Here is a 22,198-nt window from a genome sequence, read left to right on the forward strand (position 1 = left end):
AATACAAGACACGATCATAGCTATTTTCAGATCTTGTATTGTTATAAAATCTTAAAATTTAACAGCAATAGATAAAATATTACACTTTTATAAAATTATCCTTGACATTAATGGAACAATATGTTATTATAATTAATGCTGATTTTGACTAATTTAAGCGTGATATATTGGATTTATTAGTCAATGAAAATCAGCACAGATCTTAAACACTGACAATAAGGAGAAAAGTAATGAATATTTGCGGTAATGCATTGCGTAACTTAAAAGTTTTTATAAAAACTAATAATATCGCTTTTGTGATTTTGGTCATAGGCATGATTACCTCAGTTATTACATTTGTTTACACTTTTGTAAGGATAGATTATTATAATGCAATAACCAGCACAGCCGAAACTGACTTGTCGGAAATAGTTATGTCAAAAGATACAGATATAACACTTTCACCTGAAATTTCAGAACGGCTGGCTGCTTACTGCAGCAATAATGATTTTATAAAATATGTATATGCAAATATATCAGTAACAGGCAATGAGGATTTTGATGAATACTCATATCTTATATGTGATCTGTCTGATAACAATAATTATTTTGCTGATTTGCTGAACACAAATATAATGTATAGTGGAAAATGGTTCAGTAATGACGAACTGAAAGAAAGTTCACCCGTTTGTGTACTGAGCGGAATGAATTATTCGGAAATATCAGAGGTGTTTTGCGGCAGTACAGAACTTAATGTGGTGGGCATTATGAACGAAAGCAGTCCAACGTGCGGTTATGTCCCTTTGAGTACAGTGGAAAAAAACAATATACCGGTTTCGTATATTACATTTAAGACAGCGTCTTCAAATATGACATATGCTATGCTTGAAGCCTTTGTAAATGACATCTCCGACAGCTTTCCTGAATTTAAAGTACAATCAGAACTGAGCAAAAAAGCAGACGACAAAGCAGGTGTGTTTGACAGCGAAAATACAGCAATGCTTTGTATGGGTATCATAGCGTCTGTTAATGTAGCGTATCTGTATATATACGTTCTTAAAAGAAAGCTGAAAATAATATATGTATACAAATTGTCCGGAGTGAAGAACAGTACTATACTGGCGGTTTTCATTGCGGAGTTTATGATGATAATTATTTCGGCTTTTTTAGCGGCAGTATTGCTCTTCCAGTTCTGTATTTATCCTGTAATAAGTGAAAGGGATATAGCTTTTGCTTTAGGTCTGTCATTAAAGCACTATGTTGCGTCAGCTTTGTCCATGCTGATAATTTTTATGATAACAGTTTGTCCTGTGGCAGTTTATTACATAAAAAAGAATACTGTTGAAATCTTTAAAAGCATACGATAGGGGGGTATAAGATGTATTTGAAAAAAAGTATTATTCATCTTAAACGCCGTCCGATCATCACCTTTATTATAATTTTAATGTATACCATAGCTATACTTTTGTGTGTAAATATTTTCGAGAGAATAGATGGTTATTTTACAAAAACAAATATTGCGAAACCGTTCTGCGGGGAAAATTCCTATTATGTCGCTAACACCGTGGAGTATGAGCATTACATAGAAGAACAAAGTCAAAAGATAACTGATAAATATGTAACACCTCTGCTGGACGCTTACAATAACGGAGAAATATCAGACGAAGACGAATATCGTAAAAAGCGTGCAGAAGCTATGGAAAAATCAGATCATGAAATAGAAGCCTTGAAAACAAAGCAAAAAAGTATTTCTAATCTTTCGTATATAACTTCAGACTGTTTTATCTCAGAAACAAATATCGTGCTGCGTGATACAGATATGCCATTGCTGCTTATGTCAGATGATTATGCAGCTGTCAGCAATATGAAAGTGATTTCAGGAAAATGGTTTGATCCTGATACAGATAGCGGCGAACTTCAGCTGATCGCATTTGAAGGCTTTGGATATAGTATAGGCGATAAAGTAAAAATGAATTATCAAACAGTAACATATACAGCGGAAAACGGTATATATAACCTGAATTACGGCGACGGAATCGTTGGAACGGTAGTTGGCATCGTAAAGAATGACGGCTTTTTAAATCTTGAAAGCTGCTGCGAAAACAATGGTGCGGCAGACGGAGTAAGTGAAACCCTTGACGATTATATTTCACCTAACAGTTATACAGGTGTTATTGGTTTATACGATGCGGATAATGTACTGCTGAAAGATATTGAACTTAACGATAAACCTCATATAATAACACTCGATAATGACATTACAGATGCACAGTACAAAGAATATCTTAAATATCTTTCTGATAACAATTATTATTCTATGTCTATGAAAAATTGTTATGACAACACATACGCTGAAGAACTTAAAAATATGCAAAATGATATAGTTTTTATCATTATGGCAGCTGTTATCTGTTTGATAGGCGTAATAGGAGTTACAGCGTTAAGTTATATTCAGGATATCAAAACATATGCAGTATATTATATAAATGGTATGCCTTGGCGTAAAAGTTTGCTTATATCAAATCTCGGAAATATATGTATGACGGCGGTGGCTTTGATATTGTTTGCGGCAGAAAGGATAATATCAGGCTCAATAAGATATTCAGCTGACTGTAAAGAGGCAAAAGAGGTATCTGATTCTTTAGGAATACCATACGATCAGCTGAAAGAACCATTTAGTACATATATCAGTTTCAACACCAGATCGTTTGCTTTTGTAATTATCTTTATTGTCATTACTATAATTTTAGCTGCGGTGATACCATATTTTACACTAAGAAAAACCGATCCAAAGGAATTGCTGCAAAAGGAGTAACAAATGATAACATTAAAAAACATCGTAAAGATATATAACATCAAAAAGCCTAATGAATTCGAGGCTCTGCATGGAGTTTCTGCGGAGATAAAGGACGGTGAAATGGTCGCTGTTATAGGCAAATCAGGTGCAGGCAAATCCACTTTGCTGCATATACTGGCGTGTATAGACAGCTATCAGAGTGGTGAATATACCCTTGACGGAACACTTGTGAAAGACCTTTCAGAAAATCAGTATGCAAAGATCAGAAATGAAAAACTAGGTATGGTAATGCAGGATTTTGCATTGATAGATGATTTTACTGTAATAGAAAATGTAATGATACCATTGGATTTTTCAAAGAAAAAAGTGAAAAATAAAAAGGAAAAAGCTCTGTCTGCGCTAAGAGCAGCAGGCATTGCGGAGCTTGCAAAAAAGCCATGCAATAAACTTTCAGGCGGACAAAAACAGCGTGTTGCCATAGCAAGGGCTATCGTCAACGAGCCTGCGATAATTTTAGCTGACGAACCCACAGGAGCGCTTGACAACAAAACTTCTGAGGAGATCTTGAACTTATTTAAAGAGCTGAACAAGCAGGGGAGTACGATAATAATAGTTACACATGATCTGAAAGTTGCTCAGCAATGCAATAGGATCATTGAAATTTCAGACGGAAAAATCATAAATTAAAATAGAAACTATCCGCTGTCGGCATTTTCTGCTGACAGCGGATTTGTTATAGTTCGTCAAGGTGAATTTTTATTTATGCTTATAGTATTTAATTGTAGTCAGTTAATTAGTTTGTATTTTGAAACATATGTCACATTTCGACAAAATTACACAGAAAATTTATCCATTGAGAAGTATTGACAAAATAAATATTTGTTGTAAAATTATAATATAAGTATTTTTAGGAGGTATTAGAATGAAAAAACGAATAGTAAGTCTGTTTACAAGTTTACTAATTGTTTTCAGTTTGACAGTAACAATGCCATTGAGTATTGTTACTAATGCAGCAATAACAGTATTTTCACAAACTGATAGTAGATGGGCTGGACACTATTATGGATATAGTGATACCGCATGTACGCAACATGCTACGATTAGTACTGGAGGTTGTGGAATTTTATCATATGTAAATGCAGTTTATTATTTAAATGGTTCTTTTATTGAGCCAACATTTTTAGCAGATTGGTCTGTAAAAAATGGATACAGAGTCAATGGTGTAGGTACAAGTTTAGGATTATATAAAGCTTTTGCAAATTCATGTGGTGGAACATATGGGATTACGTATAATGGTTCTTCAAGTTCATATTCAACATTAAGAAACCATCTTCAAGCAGGTGACGTAGCAATAGGAAGTGCGCCAGGTCATCTTATGGCTATTGTCGACTATGATAGTTCAACTGGAAAGTTTCTCATTTTAGATTCTTATAAATCTTCAAACAGATATACGTATGCAAATGGTTATACTTGGCAAACGGAAAGTTCGTGTAAGTCTACTCACAAATTGCAATTTTCTGACTTCCAATTCATTAAATCGAATAGTAAACCACTTCCCGGAAAATCAACAATAAGTGTTAAAACTGGTACATCATATAAAAGTACAATATTCAATTGGACAAGTTCAAGTAATACAAATGTATACTCAATTAAAATATGGAAAAATGGCACTTGCTTTAAAGAAAATACTACTGCAGGAACGAGTTGGAGTGTGGTTCTTCCAGAAGGAACATATGAGGCATATGTTGATTCGTGTAATGATGCAGGATACACCTGCAGTAATACTGTTAAGTTTACCATCGAAAAAGGCAATCCTGTTCCGGGCAATACAACTGTATCTGTTGCTGTAGGAACAAACTATACTCCTACACAAATTTCTTGGTTAAAAACAGCAAATACCGACGAATATGATGTTAAGATATGGAAAGGCACAGCTCAAAAGGGTGAAGCGTATAAGATCCTTTGGGGTGAAAAAGGAACAAGTTGCCTTGTAAATTTGCCTTCTGGCTATTATGAAGCTTATGTTGACAGCAGAAATAGCTATGAATGCAGTATGAGTACAAATATTATTAAATTTACTATTACAGATGGAAAGTATTTGGATATAGGTGATGATTTTTACGCTTCATTACTTATATACAAGAACTGGCTTAATGTTACTAATGTAGATGGTTCAATATCTGTGCAGAAAAGTGAAAATGCTTCGGCAAGACAGATATGGTTTTTTGACAGACAAAGTGATGGTTCGTATCTTATAAAGAACTGTGCTGATGGAAGTTATTTGGATTCCTGCAGTCCCAATGGTGGATTGGCTCAATCAAAAAAATATAGTGGGTCAAATACGCAAAAATGGTATATTTTCGGAAGATGGTCCGGAGAGTATTACTTCAAACCCAAGAGTGTAAACATTGTGCTTGATGTAAATGGTAATATCACTGCAGGTGATAAAGTACAGGTTTGTGATTTAAATTATAGTGATTCACAAAAATTTGCTATATACAAACTTGATAGTTATATACTCCCATCAAAAGTCAATTTAAACTCTAATTCTGCAACTATAGAAGTTGGAACAACAAAGTCATTAACAGCAACAATTTCACCGACAAATTCAACAAATAAAACAATTGTGTGGTCTACTAGTGATTCTTCTATTGCAACAGTAAATGGTGGCACTGTAACTGGTAAAAAGGCAGGAACAGTCACAATTACAGCAAAAACAACTAACGGATTAACAGCAAACGCACAAATAAAGGTTGTTGCAGGACATACGTTTGGTTCTTGGTCTATTACAAAATCTGCTACTTGCACAGAAACTGGATCACAGAAAAGAACTTGCAGTGTTTGTGGAAAGACAGAAACACAAAGCATTGATAAAACTGGGCATAAAGCTGTGATCGACAAAGCTGTGACAGCAACTTGCACAACAGACGGCAAAACAGAAGGTTCACATTGCTCTGTTTGTGGTGCAGTTATTAAAGCACAAACTAAGATATCTGCAACGGGTCATAAATCATCTGATTGGATAATTGATAAACCTGCAACAGAAGTAACAGCAGGTTCCAAGCATAAGGAATGTACAGTTTGCAAAACTGTTCTTGAAACTGAAAATATTCCTGCAACTGGAATAAATATGGAGTTGTGTGATATAGCTTTAACATCAACGTCACAATTTTTCCGTGGCACAAGAATAAAACCTGTTGTCACTGTTAAAAACGGTGCGGAAACATTAAAAATCGGAACAGACTATAAGGCTGTATATTCAAATAACCTCTCTGTTGGCACAGCTACCGTTACTATTATTGGTATTGGTAAGTACACGGGCAGTGTGACTAAAACATATGATATAATTCAACGTTCTATAAATAACTGTGATGTCATGCTTGATTCTGACATTTACAGCTTCAACGGTACAAGAATCAAGCCGTCCGTAAAGGTATATTGCAACGGCACAGAAATGTATAACGGCAACTATACTGTTGCATACAGCAATAACCTCTCCGCAGGCACAGCAACAATTACCCTCACAGGTAAGAAAAATCTCAAGGGTACAGTTACTAAGACATTCAAGATCAATCCTAGAAATATCGCTAACTGCACTATAAGCCTTACCAAAAATTCAGCTAACAAATATCAGCCGAACGTAGCCGTAAAGATAGGTTCAAACACTATCTATAACGGCAATTATACTGTAAAGTACGTTACATCATCTGACAAAAAGACCGTCAAGGTAACACTCACAGGCAAGGGCAACCTCGCAGGTACAGTTACTAAAACTTACACAGTAGCTTAAGTTTACTTATTTCAAAACCTAAAAGATCAACAGCCCCGACTTGTATATATCGTATAAGTCGGGGCTGTTTGCCGTTAAGAATATATTTTAAATAGTGTGAAACTCAAAGTCCCTTTATATCATTGCCAAGTGCCTCAAAATGCTTTGTCATTACTTCGTAGAGCTTTTGAACATCACTTTTTTCAATAGCCTTTATCATCTCTTTGTGATGCCGCTGAGAAATGTTGAGCGAGCTGTGCGTCCTTTTGATCTTATATAATTCCTCATCTGACACATCATTGATCGCATTCACAAGAAGCTTTGACAGCCTGTTTTTGGAGCAGTTTATAAGCTCAAGATGAAACAAAAAGTCATTTCTTGCATATTCCATACTGTCGGAAAAGCTTTTGCTCATAGCTGAATAGTATTTTTTTAAATTCTGTATGTTCTCCAAAGTGCAGTTTTTTACTATATTTTCACATGAACTCAGTTCAAGGGACTTTCTGACATCAAGTATCTCATTCAAACTGAAATCATTATATATAATAGCGTCTTTGACACGTTCTGTTATTTCTTCTTTTCCGGGTTTGGTGATATAACAGCCTTGTCCCTTTCTGATCTCAACTATGCCCTTTTCATTCAGTAATTTCAATGATTCTCTTATTACATTTCTGCTTACGCCGTAGTTGGCAGACATATATCTTTCAGAAGGCAGTTTGTCGTAAATATTAAGTTCGCCAGCCTTTATTTTATCTTCTATCTGCTGTGCGATCTGTCGGTATAATGATTGACTCATTTTAAATCCCTCCAATCCTTACTTTATGATATAACAATAAAAGGATAATGTCAAGAATTTAAAGGTAAGTGAAAGATCATTTTGTAGATATGCACATCTGGTACTACCGCTTTTTGTATATATTTATGCTAAAACAAGAAAATATCTAGTGTTTAAGGCATATATAACATAAGACGCCTGATTTGTGGTAGTACCACAAATATTGACTTTGCTGAGCTGCTTACTGTACAAATTGTTGATGTACCGTGTAAATAAGACACTTATGTTTGTTAAATGTTACGATTGACAACTTGAACATTATCGTGTATACTTATAGACAAGATAAGACGTGGTACTACCACAGAAAAACAATAAGATATCTGCAAATAGCAAGGGAGCTATGCTGAAGAGCATTTCGCCTTTGCTATTTTTTTTGCAGAAAGAAAGCGCAGTAAAGGTGATGCCGATGGTAATACTCGATCAAGTGGCGGTTATGGCTCTGCTGATAATGATCGGTTTTTTGTGCAGACATTTCAATATAATATCTGATGAAGCGAACGATAAGCTTTCGGGGTTTGTTATTAATATAGTAAACCCCGCAATGATATTGCAGGCATATCAGATAAAATTTGATATGAACAAACTGCATGGATTGGCTGTGACATTTGGATTATCGGTTTTGTCTTACGTTCTTGCTATTATAGTATCTGCATTATTTGCAAAAACTGATGAAGCCGATACGAGCATCGAAAAGTTTTCGATAGTGTATTCAAATTGTGGATTTATGGGAATACCGCTTATCAATGGTCTGTATGGATCAGACGGAGTATTTTACCTCACAGGTTATCTTACAGCTTTTAACCTTATGGTATGGACTCACGGTGTTGCAACTGTCTGCGGCAAGATAAAAAAAGAAGATCTTAAAAACATCTTGCTTTCCCCGACGCTTATAGCAACGCTCATAGGAATAATCCTTTTCGTTTGCAGACTGAGTTTTCCAAAGGTGATATATACCACAGTTGGTTACGTCGCAGAAATGAATACCCCGCTAGCAATGATAATATCAGGCGTTACAGTTTATTCCACCGATTTCAGACAGGCTTGTAAAAACAGAAAGATCTATAAGACCTGTGCAGCAAAACTTCTAATAGTACCGCTGACAGTTATGCTGGTCTTTACGTTTATCCCTTGCTCAGCACAGCTGAAAAATATAGTCATTATTGCAACGGCTTGTCCCACCGCAGTAACAGGATTTATCTTAGCAATGAAATACAAAAAAGATTATATGTATTCATCGCAGATATTTACAATTTCAACATTAGTATCTTTAGCAACACTTCCGCTGATAAAACTTATATGTCAGGGAATAGTCAAATAACATAAATTGAGGAGTGTGTGTATTATGAAAAACAAGACAATAGTTGAGCTTAAGAACATACATAAGTCGTTCGGAGAGAATCATGTGCTTAAAGGTGTTGACCTTTCCGTTGAGAAAGGAGAGGTAGTCGTTATCCTCGGTCCTTCCGGTTCAGGTAAGACCACACTGCTCAGGACGATCAACTTCCTTGACAGTGCCGATGAAGGAACTATCAGGATCAACGAATGCAGCGTTGACTGTAAGAAGCATAAGAAGAGGGAAGTTATCGAACTCAGAAGACATACCGCAATGGTGTTCCAGAATTACAACCTCTTCAAAAACAAGACTATTCTTCAGAACATCACAATGGGTATGGTAAAGGTAAGAAAAGTACCGTCCGATACAGCAAAGAAATATGCTTTAAAGCTGCTTGACGATGTGGGACTGAAAGATAAGTGCAACGATTATCCGATACAGCTTTCGGGTGGTCAGCAGCAGAGAGTAGGTATTTGCAGAGCGCTGAGCCTTAACCCTGACGTTATACTTCTTGACGAACCGACATCAGCCCTTGACCCTGAGCTGGTAGGAGATATCCTCCAGATCATCAAGGCAGTTGCAAAGACAGGTATTACAATGATCGTTGTTACACATGAGATCGCATTTGCAAGGGAAGTTGCTTCAAGAGTTATCTTTATGGAGGGCGGCAACATTGTTGAACAGGGAGCGCCGGAGGAGATTCTTGTAAATCCTCAGGAGGAAAGAACAAAAACATTCCTTTCAAGAATAACCAATCCGAACAGCGGCATTGATGAAGAGTCGCAGCGGAATTATGAAGAAAGATTTGCAACCAATTTCTAAGGAGGTAATTTAAAAATGAAGGACATTTTTGATCTGAGCGGCAAGATCGCAATAGTGACAGGAGCATCATCAGGCATCGGATTTGAATATGCAAAGGCGCTTGCCTCAAAAGGAGCAGATGTGGTCATCGTTGCAAGACGTGCTGACAGACTTGCTGAAAATGCAAAAGTTATCGAGAAATATGGGGTAAAATGTGTGCCGATCACCTGTGATCTTGCAGATGAAGATGACATTAAAAAGGTGGTAGACACAGTTATAAGTGATTTCGGAAAGATCGATATTCTTGTGAACAATGCAGGAATTTGTATTGAAAAACCTTGTGAAGAGTATGACACCGAGTCATGGGACAAGGTGCTGGACGTAAACCTGAAAGCAGTTTTCCTTATGACAAGAGAAGTCGGAAAGCATATGATAAGCCGCAAGTACGGCAAGATCATCAGTACATCATCAATGTACGGCAAGGTTGCAAACATAAATGCTACTGAGGTCAGCTATCACGCTTCAAAGGCGGGAGTTATCGGACTTACCAAAGCACTGGGAAGTGAATGGGCAAAGTACAATATCACGGTAAACTCTATTGCACCCGGATATTTTGCAACAGAGATCCTGACCGAATGTTTGAAAGATGAAGCCTTTGTTGACTGGATCGGCAGACGTTCGCCTATGAGAAGAATGGGCAATATGGAAGAACTTGACGGCGCAGTTATCTTTCTTGCGTCAGACGCTTCAAGGTATATTACAGGACATACGCTGTCAGTAGACGGCGGCTGGACTGCGGTATAGAAAATATATGATCTTATTTGTAATGGAGGAATTTAAAATGAAAAACAAACTCAGAAACTTTATCTCACTATCACTCGTACTCTCAATGGGAACAGGTATGCTTACAGCGTGCGGAAACTCAGACGGATCCTCATCTACAAAAACGACATCAGACGGAACAGAGGTAAGAACCATTCAGGTCGCACTTTGCAGCGGTCAGCCGCCTTATACATATGCCGATGAGAACGGTGACTATACAGGCTACGATACAGAAACACTCAAGCTGGTAGATGAACTTCTTCCGCAGTATGAATTTGAATATTCTATGGTCGATCAGGATACAGGTCTTGTCGGCACTCAGAACGGTAAATATCAGATGACATCATGCTCATACCTCAGAACAGATGCCAGAGCAGAAACATACCTCTTATCCGATCCTATCTGCTACTACCTGTGCAATCTGATCGTTCCTGAAAACAGCGATATCAATGGCGTTGAAGATCTTGACGGAAAGACACTCAGCCCATTCACCAAGACAGACGGACTTTATGCGATCTATCAGGATCTCTGTGCAAAGTACCCTGACATCGACATCAAGCTTGCAGATACATCATCGTATGTTGATATTTCCGACAGACTTATCGGAACAAACGAGGGCAGATGGGACGCTACTATCATCGGCGGTTCTTCCTACTATGCACTTGAAGACGAGCTTGGATTTAAGATGAAGGTCCTTGACTACGTTGCAGGACGTGACTCAGTTTACCTCATCAATAAGGACGAAAAGCAGCTTCAGGAGGATATCAACGGTGCGATCGCACAGCTCCGTGAAGAAGGAAAGCTGTCTGAACTCAGCGAACAGTGGCTCGGCGAAGATGTATTTGCCGCTGCTGAAAAGCTTGGTCTTGAATAATAGTCATAATAATCTCCATATAAGCGGAACGGTGCGGTATATGCCGCACCTGCTGCTTATAAAAAACGAAAGGAATGGTATCTATGAAGGAAGGCTTTGAGATCATAAAAAATTCATTTCCAAAGATCGTGGAACAGATACCTGTTACACTTGAAATGTTTATCATTTTTGTAGCGCTGGCATTTTTGCTTTCCGTGCCCTTTGCAATAGTGAGAGTAAAGAAAAAGGGTATATTCTACCCGATCGTTTCGCTCATTGTTTCATTCTTCAGAGGTACGCCGATGACAGTACAGATCTTTTTGGTGTTCTTTGGTATACCGGTAGTAATGGAAAATTTCGATGTGAATGCAAACCTATGGAACCCGATAGTTTTTCCGATAATAGCGCTCGGACTTAATCAGGCTTGTTATTACTGTGAAGCATGGCGAAGCGCATATCTGTCCATTGATAAGGGACAGCTTGAGGCAGGCGAAAGTATCGGCTTTGGAACAGTACAAAACTTTATGTTCGTTATCGTTCCACAGTGTCTGAGAATAGCGATGCCGAATATGAAAAACCTTACCACAGAGGGACTTAAATCCACCGCTCTTGCTTTTTCAATAGGTGTTGTAGATATTATGGGAAAAGCTCATGAACTTTGCGCCGTACATTTCGGATTGGGTTCAACATGGATATATATTACAGCCTCAGTTATATACTGGGTAATAGATATCATTGTTGAGATAGTGTTTACTGTTATAGCAAAGGCTAACAGCAAGGGCTTTGAAATGATCGGTGCTGATAAGAAAAAGAATAATAAAAAGATCGCAGCACAGGCTGCTTAAATACAGAGGTGATCGGTTATGACATTTGATTTTGATTTTGCGTTAAGCATCATTATTCCAATAGCGAAAAAAATACCTATGACAATGTATCTGACAATCATATCAATGTTCTGGGCATTGGCTCTCGGCTGTGTTTTCGCATATGTTCAGACAAAAAATATACCTGTATTAAAGCAGATCATTATAGGCATATGTTCCTTTATCAAGGGTGTGCCGCTGATCGTACAGCTGTTTTTCTGCTATGTATCACTTCCGTATGCATTGGTAAAGCTGAATTTTCTCCCGTTCTGTAATTTTGATCTGAGAGATCCGCCGTTTACAGCTATCGCAGTGATCGCCTTGTCGCTCAACTATTCAGCTTATATGTGTGACGTGGTAATGACATCATTTGCTGCGGTAGACGCAAAGCAAATGGAGGCAGGAGCTTCCATAGGCATGAGCGCATTTGCAACACTAAGAACAGTAATAATCCCGCAGGCAGCAATTATTTCACTGCCGAATATGTCCAACTACTTTATGGCAATGCTCAAAGCCACAAGTATGGTGTATATGGTAGCGGTAACAGAAATGCTTGGTGAGGCGAGAAGCGTTGCGGCAGAAACATTTCAGTTCTTTGAGGCATATATAGTTGCAGCTGCATTGTACTGGATACTTTGTATCGTTGTAGAAAAACTTCTCAAGATAATGGAAAAGAAACTTTCAAAGTTCCTGCCGTCAGCGGCATAATAACATAAGTAATAAAATTTTGTTGAAAGGAAAGATCGGGATATGAAACCATATTCAAAACGAATGGAGGCTGTGCCTGCGTCAAAGATCAGAAAAATATTCAATATGGTTTTGGAGGATAAGGATATCATAAGTTTTGCAGTCGGCGAACCTGATTTTGATACTCCTTCCAATATAGTGAAAGCTGCAGTTGATAAGCTGGAGCATGGAGCGACCAGATATGGTGCAAACGTAGGACTGCTTGAACTCAGAGAGGCTGCGGCAAAGAAGTTCTCAGAAGAAAGAGGATTGGCTCTGACAACTGAAAATGTTATGATAACCGCAGGCGCTATGCAGGGAATATATATGACTATGCAGGCGATTTTGGAGGAGGGTGACGAAATAATTATTGGTTCACCATATTTCTCAAACTATGCAGCTCAGGCAGCAATGTGCGGAGCAAAGCTGGTCACAGTCGATCTTTCTGAAGAAAACGGATTTATACTCACTCCTCAGCTGCTGGAATCTGCGATCACACCGAAAACAAAAATGGTGCTTTTGAATTCGCCTTCCAATCCGCTTGGCAGCGTTATAGACAAACAAACCTTGTCCGAACTGGCAGAGGTGATAAAAAAGTATGATCTGTATGTCATAAGTGATGAGGTGTACCGTGACTTTATTTATGATGATGACGTAAAGCCGTATTCAATAGGCGCTTTTGAGGGCATGGCAGAACGTACAATTACCATAGACAGCTTTTCAAAATCATATGCAATGACAGGCTGGCGAATAGGTATCGTCTGTGCAAATGAAGAGCTTATCAGATTGATGACCAAAATGCAGGAGGGAATGGTCGCCTGCGTTAATACCGCATTGCAGTACGGCGCTCTTGAAGCGCTCACAGGTCCGCAGGATGATAAAAAACATATGATATCTGTATATAAAAAGCGGAGAGATCTTCTTTGCAGCGGAATAAATAACATAGACGGTCTAAGCTGCCGTGTCCCGCAGGGTGCATTTTATCTGTTCGTAAATATCAAGGATACAGGACTTAGCTCAGAGGAGTTTGCTGTCAGACTTATCAAAGAGGCAAAGGTCGCAGTTATCCCGGGCGACGGCTTTGGCAGCGCAGGAGAAGGGTATGTTAGATTATCCTATGTTATTTCCGAGGACGATATCAAAAAGGCTCTGATCCGTATTGAAAAGTTTGTAAAAGATCTTAAAGCAGGGTGAGCTCAATGAAAATTCTGATTACTGATTATCCCGAAACTATAAAAAGGGATACAACTCTTGAAGAAAAGATCATAAAAGAAGGTCTTCCCGATGCAGAGATAATCAAATATGTTTATGACGGCGACAAGCAAAAGCTTATCGAAGTAATGTCCGATTGTGCCGCTGTCAAAACTGCATTCGTTATGATAGATAAGGAGATCATGGACAGCTGTCCAAAGCTTGAATGTATCTCTTTTAATTCCTCTGGATATAACTTTGTTGATCTTGAATATGCAGACAGCAAGGGTATAGGCGTAACAGCTATCGGAGAGTATTGTACAGACGAGGTCGCAGATCATACCATGGCTCTGCTGCTTTCGCTAAACAGAGGAATAAAAAGATACATACATCTTATAGACAGCGAAAAGCTCTGGCAATACAAGGCGGTGAGCGATCTTCCCTCACTAAAGGGAAAAAATCTTGCGGTTATGGGTTTTGGCAAGATAGGAAGAGCGGTTGCACAGCGTGCAAAGGCATTCGGAATGAATATCATGGCATATGATCCCTATGTAAATAAGGATATCATAACTCAGCTTGGAGCGCAGCCTGCGGAACTTGAAGATGTTTTTGAAAAAGCAGACGTTATTTCAAATCATATGCTCCAGACCGAGAAAAATGTAAACTTCTATAACAGTGGATTTTTCGGTAGCCTAAAGAAAAGACCTTTGTTTATAAATGTTGCAAGGGGAGGCTGCGTTGACGAAGCTGCACTGCTTACCGCTTTGAAAAATGATATGATAAGCGGAGCAGGTCTTGATGTGTTCAAATCGGAAGACCCCGACCTTGAAAATAATCCTTTTGCAGGTATGGATAATGTAATAATAACTCCTCACGCAGCTTTTTATTCAAACGAATCGCTGGTAAGACTTCAGGAGATATCCAGCAGAAATCTTGTGTTCTATCTGAAAAAGGAATATGACAAGGTGAACAGGATAGTTAATAATGTAAAGAAACCATAATGAGAAGGTGAATAGCAATGCCAACAGGAACAATTTTCAATATCCAGAAATGTTCTATTCATGACGGACCGGGAATAAGAACGCTTGTATTTTTCAAGGGCTGTCCTCTGCGATGCAAATGGTGTGCAAACCCTGAATCTCAGAGCTTTGCGCCGCAGATAATGAATATGTATTCAAGATGTGTTTCCTGCATGATGTGTATTGACGTGTGCGAAAAGAAATGTATTTACAGATCTGACAGCGGAAGATATGAGATCAATTACAGCTTGTGCGATGGCTGCGGAAAATGTGCCGAGGTTTGTTTTGCAGAAGCGAGAACACTTATGGGCAGGAAGATCACCGTTCAGGAACTTTTTGAAGAGATAAAAAAGGATCAGGGATTTTTCAACCGTTCGGGCGGCGGAGTTACATTTTCTGGCGGCGAACCCCTTATGCAGCCAGAATTTCTTAAAGAGATAGCTAAGCTTTGCAAAGAGAATGGTATAAAAACAGCAATGGAAAGCTGCGGCTGCGGTGATATTGAAAAATTCAGGCAAGCTATGAAGTATATAGATTTTATGTATTTTGATGTTAAGCATATGGATCCTGAGATACATAAAAAGCTCACAGGTATGAGCAATGAAATGATATTGAAAAATCTCAAAGGCATAAACGATATGGGAACAACAGAGATCGTAATACGAACACCTGTTATCCCAGGTTATAATGACAGTGAGGACAATATCATTGCCACAGCTGAAATGTTGAACGATCTTAATATGGTAAAGGGCTATGAACTCCTTGCCTATCATAATCTCGGCGAGAATAAATATGACGCACTGGGAAGGAAGTATGAACTTCATAATGTAGAAAAGCCGTCGGCAGAGTTTATGAACAGGCTTGTGGACAAGGCTAATTCAGTATTGAGAAATAAAAAATGTTTCTATGAATCATTATTTTAGGAGGTATTATCAATGTTGACCAAACGTATTGAAAATCTGAAGTCTGAACTTCGTGGAACAAAACCATCTATCTGTATCGAGCGTGCAAGACTTGTAACAGAGTTTTATCAGAAATGCACTTTTGAAAGCACCTTTTCAAGAAGAGCGCATCTGCTTGAATACCTTCTGAAAAATATGACCATATATATCCGTGATGATGAGCTTATTGTCGGAAATCATTCCAGCAGATACAGAGCCTGCCCTGTTTATCCTGAGGTAGGTTCAAAGTGGATACTTGAGGATATGCATACATTCGATACAAGAACCACAGATCCTCTTGTCTTTGATGAAAATGATAAGATAGAGCTTAAGAAGATACTTGAAAAATGGAATGGATCTAGTTTTCAGGAAATCGTAAACTCCAAGCTTTCAGCAGATGCACTTGAGGCTGTTGACGCAGGCGTAATTACTATCGGTTCGAGAAACGTTCCGACTGCGTCACACGTTGCAGCATTTACAAAGCTGTTTTCAGTAGGTCTTAACGGTATCATAAAGCAGTGCCGTGAACAGATCGCAGCCATTGATGTTGTGGATAATGAGATACAGCAGAAAAAGGATCTGTGGGAGTCAATGATAATCTCCTGTCAGGCTGTTATAGACTTTGCAGGAAGATATGCTGATCTTGCCGAGAAAATGGCAGCCGAATGCAGTGATGAACAGAGAAAGTCAGAGCTGCTTACTATTGCTGAAAACTGCCGTACAGTTCCTGCTGAACCGCCAAAGAATTTCTGGCAGGCAGCACAGTTCTTCTGGTTTACACATCTCTGCTATCAGATCGAATCCAATGGTCATAATCACAGTTTCGGACGTTTTGACCAGTATATGTATCCGTTCTATAAAAAGGATATCGAGGACGGTACAATGACCGATGATAAGATCGAGGAGATCATTGAAAACCTGTGGATAAATATTACATCTATCTTTGAACTCCGTGACCATGTAGAATCAGAGGCGTATGCAGGCTATCCTATGTGGATAAACCTTACTATCGGAGGAATAGACAAAAAGGGAAGAGATGCCTGCAACGAACTTACATATCTTGTCCTTGACGCAACTGAGAACGTTCAGACAACTATGCCTGCTATCTCATTCAGATACAATAAAAAGGAAGATTATAAGTATATAAGAAAGGCTCTTGAACTTACAAAGAAAGGACTGGGGCAGCCTGCTTTCTTCAACGATGATGTTAATATCCCGCTGACTATCTCCCACGGAGCAACTATAAAGGAAGCAAGAGAATACGCTATCGTAGGCTGTGTTGAACCTGCTGTTCCTGAATACTGTGATTTCCGTCCTGTTGCAGGCTTTGTAAACTTCCTTAAGATATTTGAACTTACTATCCATAACGGATATGATCCCATTGCAAAGAAACAGATCGGACTTAAAACAGGCGATATATCTGAATTTACCTGCATGGACGATATCCTCGCAGCATACAAGAAACAGATACAGTATTTCATCAAGATGCACCTCAACAGCTATAATATGGTATCAAGTATGCATACAGAGATATTCCCAGAGATCTTTGCATCAAGCATCGTAAACGGAACGATCGAAAGCGGAAAGACTTTGCAGGCAGGCGGAGCTAAGTTCAGCTATACAGGAACATTCGTAACAGGTGTTGCAAATGCGGCAGACTCACTTGCAGCTATCGAAGAGATCATATTCAATAAGAAAATGATGTCGTTTTCCGAAATGATGCAGCTTTTGGACAGCAACTGGGAGGGCAAGGAGAATTACAGACTGCTTTTCAAGAACAAAGCGCCTAAGTACGGCAATAATATCGATATGGTAGATAACTATGCAAACTGGCTTATTGAAGTGTTTGCAGATGAACTTCCAAAGTACAGGGACAGCCGTAACGGAATGTATACTCTCATCAATCTGTCACAGTCGTATAATATCTGGCAGGGCAGACGTTCAGGTGCAACACCAGACGGCAGACGTGCATTTGATCCTCTGGCAGATAACGCTTCTCCTACTGTCGGCTACGATCAGAACGGTCCGACATCAGCTGTAATGTCTGTTGCAAAGATAGACCAGCTGCTTGTTAATTCTGGTACACTGCTCAATCAGAAATTTGACCCTGCTATCATAAAGGGTGAAAAGGGATATGAGATACTCGACACTGTTATAAAAACATATTTTGATAACAATGGTGAGCATATCCAGATCAACGTTGTAGATGTTGATACACTGAGAAAAGCGCAGAAAGAACCTGATAAGTACCGCAACCTTATGGTAAGAGTAGCAGGCTATTCAGCATACTTTGTTGAACTGGATAAAGCAGTTCAGGAAAATATCATCAATCGTACAACTCATACAGGTTTATAAAAACAAAAATATCAGGTTTCTGCGTTCTTGCGGAAACCTGATATTGATTAACAGAAAGAAAGTGTAAAATGTTCAATGCAGACTTTTTCCGCAGAAAGACAGTTATAGTCTTTCTTGCAAGCATTGTGGCTTTGCTGTGGGGCAGTGCATATCCGTGTGTGAAGATCGGGTATAAACTTTTCAGCGTTGCGCAGGACAGCCTGTCATCAAAGATACTCTACGCAGGCATAAGATTTTCCATAGCGGGAGTTATAGCGCTGATACTTTCAGCAGTAATGAACAAAAAGCTTATATTCCCCACAAAACAAAGTTCCGTATATATTATCCTGCTGGCATTTTTTCAAACGTTTTTGCAGTACATACTTTTCTATGTAGGGATTTTTCATACAGCAGGTGTAAAAAGTGCTATATTGATAAGTACAAGCTATGTTGTATTTATGGTAGTTCTGAGTCTGATATTTTTCAGAAATGAAAAGCTCGATATGAAAAAATCCATAGGCTGTATTCTGGGGATAGGCGGTGCTGTAATAGCTCTGACAGCTGACGGAGGGATAGATTTCAGCTTTTCTTTCAGCAATGAGGGATGTATAATGTTATCATCGCTTTTCTTTGCGGCAGGCAGTGTTATAAGCAAAAAAGTTCCGTCTGAAATAGATTCCGTTTCCCTTAACGGATGGCAGCTTTTACTGGGCGGTATCACACTTACTATCGTCGGACTGGCAGGCGGCGGAACTGTAACTCCGTCAGGAGCGTCAGCGTGGCTTATGATGTTTTATCTTGCAGTAATATCATCTTTTGGATTTGTAATATGGATGCTGCTTTTAAGATATAACCCAACAGAAGAGATAACGGTTTTCAATCTGCTTGTGCCGATAATCGGAACAATTTTATCTGGTATCGTACTTGGTGAAGAATTTGCGAACTTATCCAACATAGCTGCCCTGATATGTGTTTGTATCGGTATCTATGTAGTAAACAGCAAGAAAAAACAAGCAGCAGGAAAGGAATGAATATAATGAAGTATGATTTTGACAGTGTCATTGACAGACATAATACTTGCTCAATGAAATATGACAGTGACATAAAGCTTGGCAGTTCAACTACGCCTATGTGGGTAGCAGATATGGATTTCAGATCTCCGCCTGCCGTATGTGAAGCTGTACGCAAGTCAGCAGAGTTTGGCATTTTCGGATATTGCCAGCCTGATGATGAATACTATAATGCTGTTATCGACTGGTACGCAAAGCATTTTGACTGGAAAATAGAAAAAGAATGGATAGTCGTAACACAGGGAGTAGTTGCAGCATTAGCAGCAGCTGTCGAGGCTTTTACAGAACGTGGCGACAAAATAATGATACAAAGACCAGTATATTATCCGTTCACAAATGTTATCGAGCAAAATGGCAGAAATGTTGTAAATAGTTCTCTTATCCTGTCAGACGGAATATACAGAATGGATTTTGATGATATCGAGCGTAAAATACGTTCTGAAAAGGTGAAGATGTTTTTCCTGTGCAGTCCGCATAATCCTGTGGGCAGAGTATGGAGCATATGCGAACTTAAAAAGATCGCTGAGATCTGCCTTAGAAACAATGTTATACTTGTGTCCGATGAGATACATTCTGATTTCGTCTTTGAGGGCAGACATTTTCCTATGATGAATGTTGATGAGAGAGTTAAAAATATTCTTGTCACCTGTACAGCACCAAGTAAGACATTTAATCTTGCAGGACTTCAGACATCTAACATTATTATTTCAAATCCTTCACTGAGATCAAAATTTAAAAATGTGCTTAACAGAACAAGCCACAAGCTTTTAAACTGTATGGGTATAACAGCGCTTAAAGCTGCATATTTGCAGAGTGAGCCGTGGCTTAATGAATTAAAGATATATCTTGCAGAAAATATCAGAATTTTCAAAGACTATCTTGAAAAGAATATGCCTTTGCTGCATCTGATCGCTCCGCAGGGTACATATCTGCTGTGGGTAGATTGCAGGGAACTGGGTATGACAGCGTCAGAACTTGATAAATTTATGAAAGAAAAAGCTAAACTCTGGCTTGACGGAGGAGAAATGTTCGGTGCAGAGGGCGAAGGCTTTGAAAGATTTAATATAGCTTGTCCAAGAAGTGTTCTTCTGAAAGCGCTTGAAGATCTTAAATCAGCCTATGATGAGGTGGCATATGATTGACTTTACTTTTAATAACCCGACAAAGGTTTACTTTGGAGAAAATGCGGCAGAAAAGCATCTAAAAAATGCTCTGAGTACATATGGAAAAAGGATACTTATGTGTTATGGCGGCGGTTCAATAAAACACTGCGGCATATATGATGATATAATGGCTATTCTGAAAAGCGCAGGCTGCAGCGTAACGGAGTTTTCGGGAATAATGGCAAATCCGACATACAGAAAAGTTACCGAAGGTGCAGCACTTGCGAAAAGCAAAAATATAGACCTTATACTTGCCGTAGGAGGTGGTTCTGTAATGGACTGTGCAAAAGCGATATCCATAGCGACAGTGTATGATGGCGATTGGTGGCAGGACTATTTTATAAATGCAGGCAAATTTAATTTTACCCCTATACCTGTTGGCGCTGTTGTCACAGTAACTGGAACAGGTTCTGAACTCAATGGAGATTCAATAATCACAAATGAGGAAAGCAGAATAAAAACAGGGCATAATTATATTGAATGTAACCCTGCTTTTGCAATTATTGACCCGTGCTATACATATTCAGTACCGCCATATCAAACTGCAAGCGGCGGATTTGATATATTGAGCCACATTATGGAGATATATTTCAGCGAAGATGACAATGATAATATTTCCGATGATATTTCAGAAGCTCTTATGAGAAGTGTTATAAAAAATCTTCCTATTGCAATAAAAGATCCATATAATTATACTGCAAGAAGCAATCTTTCATGGGCATCATCACTTGCCCTCAGCGGACTTATCAGACTTGGAAAAAAGTGCGACTTTGAAGTTCATCAGATAGAACATCAGCTTGCGGCATATACAGATTGTGTACACGGAGCGGGACTTGCAGTGATACACCCTGTATATTACAGACACATTTATAAAAGCGCAGTTAAGAGATTTGTAAGGTTTGCAAAGAACGTGTGGAAAATAGATCATAATGGCTTAACTGATGAAGCTGCGGCTCTGGCAGGAATAGATGCACTAGAAGATTTTATAAGAAAAATAGGACTTCCGCTGACTATATCCGAGCTTATCGGAGAAAAAGCGGTTGACTTTAAAACAGTTGCTGAATCCTGTAATATTTCGTCGGGCAGCTATAAGAGAATGACAGCTGATGAAATATACGATATTTTGATGCAGTGCAATGGTTAGCTGAAAAGAATATGATATGACAAAAAAGCTCCCAACCGCTGGGAGCTTTTAATTATGCATAAGTTCGCAATACTACAAAACAAAAAAAGACCTCAGCTTTACAGCTTCAGTCTAATTTGTGGAATAATTTTCCCGTTTGATCTTACGCTCTCTCTACCTTACCGGAACGGAGGCATCTTGAACAAGCGTAGATATGACAAGGAGAACCGTTTACTACTGCCTTAACTCTCTTTACGTTAGGCTTCCAGGTTCTGTTTGATCTTCTGTGAGAGTGAGAAACCTTAATTCCGAAAGTAACACCCTTACCGCAAATTTCGCATTTTGCCATTTCAGGTTGCACCTCCTTTACATACAATAACTTAAATCACAATATTTAATATTATAGCATACATTTTTTGAAAATGCAACCCCTTTTGCAAAAAAAAATACAAAATTACAGAAAAAATTTATTTTCGTCAAAATTATAAAAACTATGCCTGTACTCTTGAAATCTGTTTAGAAATGTTGTATAATTAAAACTGTATAAATTCATTCGCAAATGACTATAATCCATACGGC

General features: G+C 38.6%; 19 protein-coding genes. 17 read left to right on the forward strand and 2 right to left on the reverse strand.

The annotated features are described in order from the left end of the window. Window positions 1-230 precede the first annotated feature (230 nt). From Q0E19_RS03815 to Q0E19_RS03830, 4 genes are all read left to right on the forward strand, one after another. Window positions 231-1,346: an FtsX-like permease family protein gene (locus tag Q0E19_RS03815; protein ID WP_294407642.1), complete on the forward strand. Its 1,116-nt coding sequence runs from the start codon at window positions 231-233 to the stop codon at window positions 1,344-1,346. Window positions 1,347-1,357: 11 nt separating this feature from the next. Continuing rightward, window positions 1,358-2,794, forward strand: a complete 1,437-nt coding sequence (locus tag Q0E19_RS03820) for a hypothetical protein (protein WP_294407643.1) — start codon at window positions 1,358-1,360, stop codon at window positions 2,792-2,794. Between the two features lie 3 nt (window positions 2,795-2,797). Continuing rightward, window positions 2,798-3,463, forward strand: coding sequence for an ABC transporter ATP-binding protein (locus Q0E19_RS03825; RefSeq protein ID WP_294407644.1), 666 nt, complete (start codon window positions 2,798-2,800; stop codon window positions 3,461-3,463). A 235-nt stretch (window positions 3,464-3,698) separates the two neighbouring features. Next, entirely contained in the window at window positions 3,699-6,566 is a 2,868-nt protein-coding gene (locus tag Q0E19_RS03830) for an RICIN domain-containing protein (RefSeq protein ID WP_294407645.1), read from the forward strand. A 103-nt stretch (window positions 6,567-6,669) separates the two neighbouring features. Here the strand turns inward: Q0E19_RS03830 and Q0E19_RS03835 are convergent, their stop codons facing one another. Continuing rightward, entirely contained in the window at window positions 6,670-7,341 is a 672-nt protein-coding gene (locus tag Q0E19_RS03835) for a GntR family transcriptional regulator (protein ID WP_294407646.1), read from the reverse strand. A gap of 400 nt (window positions 7,342-7,741) precedes the next feature. Here Q0E19_RS03835 and Q0E19_RS03840 point away from each other — a divergent pair, with 400 nt between their 5' ends. The 13 genes from Q0E19_RS03840 (at window position 7,742) to Q0E19_RS03900 (ending at window position 21,640) form a co-directional block, all read left to right on the forward strand. Continuing rightward, entirely contained in the window at window positions 7,742-8,698 is a 957-nt protein-coding gene (locus tag Q0E19_RS03840; protein WP_294407647.1) for an AEC family transporter, read from the forward strand. Window positions 8,699-8,737: 39 nt separating this feature from the next. Then, window positions 8,738-9,535: an amino acid ABC transporter ATP-binding protein gene (locus Q0E19_RS03845; protein WP_294407789.1), complete on the forward strand. Its 798-nt coding sequence runs from the start codon at window positions 8,738-8,740 to the stop codon at window positions 9,533-9,535. Window positions 9,536-9,550: 15 nt separating this feature from the next. Continuing rightward, window positions 9,551-10,318, forward strand: a complete 768-nt coding sequence (locus tag Q0E19_RS03850; RefSeq protein WP_294407648.1) for a glucose 1-dehydrogenase — start codon at window positions 9,551-9,553, stop codon at window positions 10,316-10,318. Window positions 10,319-10,355: 37 nt separating this feature from the next. Then, window positions 10,356-11,210 carry a transporter substrate-binding domain-containing protein gene (locus Q0E19_RS03855; RefSeq protein ID WP_294407649.1) on the forward strand — a complete coding sequence of 285 codons (855 nt, stop codon included), beginning with the start codon at window positions 10,356-10,358 and terminating at the stop codon, window positions 11,208-11,210. A gap of 74 nt (window positions 11,211-11,284) precedes the next feature. After that, window positions 11,285-12,034 carry an amino acid ABC transporter permease gene (locus Q0E19_RS03860; protein WP_294407650.1) on the forward strand — a complete coding sequence of 250 codons (750 nt, stop codon included), beginning with the start codon at window positions 11,285-11,287 and terminating at the stop codon, window positions 12,032-12,034. Window positions 12,035-12,052: 18 nt separating this feature from the next. Beyond that, on the forward strand, window positions 12,053-12,760 hold the full coding sequence (locus tag Q0E19_RS03865; protein WP_294407651.1) for an amino acid ABC transporter permease: 708 nt from the start codon (window positions 12,053-12,055) through the stop codon (window positions 12,758-12,760). 42 nt (window positions 12,761-12,802) lie between these two features. Further along, a complete protein-coding gene (locus Q0E19_RS03870; RefSeq protein WP_294407652.1) occupies window positions 12,803-13,972 on the forward strand; it encodes a pyridoxal phosphate-dependent aminotransferase in 1,170 nt (389 codons plus the stop codon). A 5-nt stretch (window positions 13,973-13,977) separates the two neighbouring features. Further along, on the forward strand, window positions 13,978-14,970 hold the full coding sequence (locus Q0E19_RS03875) for an NAD(P)-dependent oxidoreductase (protein WP_294407653.1): 993 nt from the start codon (window positions 13,978-13,980) through the stop codon (window positions 14,968-14,970). Between the two features lie 17 nt (window positions 14,971-14,987). Continuing rightward, window positions 14,988-15,911, forward strand: coding sequence for a glycyl-radical enzyme activating protein (locus Q0E19_RS03880; RefSeq protein ID WP_294407654.1), 924 nt, complete (start codon window positions 14,988-14,990; stop codon window positions 15,909-15,911). Window positions 15,912-15,923: 12 nt separating this feature from the next. Continuing rightward, window positions 15,924-18,284 carry a formate C-acetyltransferase/glycerol dehydratase family glycyl radical enzyme gene (locus Q0E19_RS03885; protein ID WP_294407655.1) on the forward strand — a complete coding sequence of 787 codons (2,361 nt, stop codon included), beginning with the start codon at window positions 15,924-15,926 and terminating at the stop codon, window positions 18,282-18,284. Window positions 18,285-18,352: 68 nt separating this feature from the next. Further along, the gene (locus tag Q0E19_RS03890) at window positions 18,353-19,294 is read left to right on the forward strand and encodes a DMT family transporter (RefSeq protein WP_294407656.1); all 942 of its coding nucleotides are present in this window, start codon (window positions 18,353-18,355) and stop codon (window positions 19,292-19,294) included. Beyond that, window positions 19,291-20,475: a MalY/PatB family protein gene (locus tag Q0E19_RS03895; RefSeq protein WP_365904533.1), complete on the forward strand. Its 1,185-nt coding sequence runs from the start codon at window positions 19,291-19,293 to the stop codon at window positions 20,473-20,475. The genes Q0E19_RS03890 and Q0E19_RS03895 overlap by 4 nt, the downstream gene beginning before the upstream one ends. Next, the gene (locus Q0E19_RS03900; protein ID WP_294407657.1) at window positions 20,468-21,640 is read left to right on the forward strand and encodes an iron-containing alcohol dehydrogenase; all 1,173 of its coding nucleotides are present in this window, start codon (window positions 20,468-20,470) and stop codon (window positions 21,638-21,640) included. Before Q0E19_RS03895 ends, Q0E19_RS03900 begins: the two co-directional genes overlap by 8 nt. A gap of 142 nt (window positions 21,641-21,782) precedes the next feature. Here the strand turns inward: Q0E19_RS03900 and rpmB are convergent, their stop codons facing one another. After that, entirely contained in the window at window positions 21,783-21,968 is a 186-nt protein-coding gene (gene rpmB, locus Q0E19_RS03905) for a 50S ribosomal protein L28 (RefSeq protein ID WP_294407658.1), read from the reverse strand. Window positions 21,969-22,198: the final 230 nt, after the last annotated feature.

Source organism: uncultured Ruminococcus sp. (assembly GCF_934476685.1).
Taxonomy (GTDB): domain Bacteria; phylum Bacillota; class Clostridia; order Oscillospirales; family Ruminococcaceae; genus Hominimerdicola.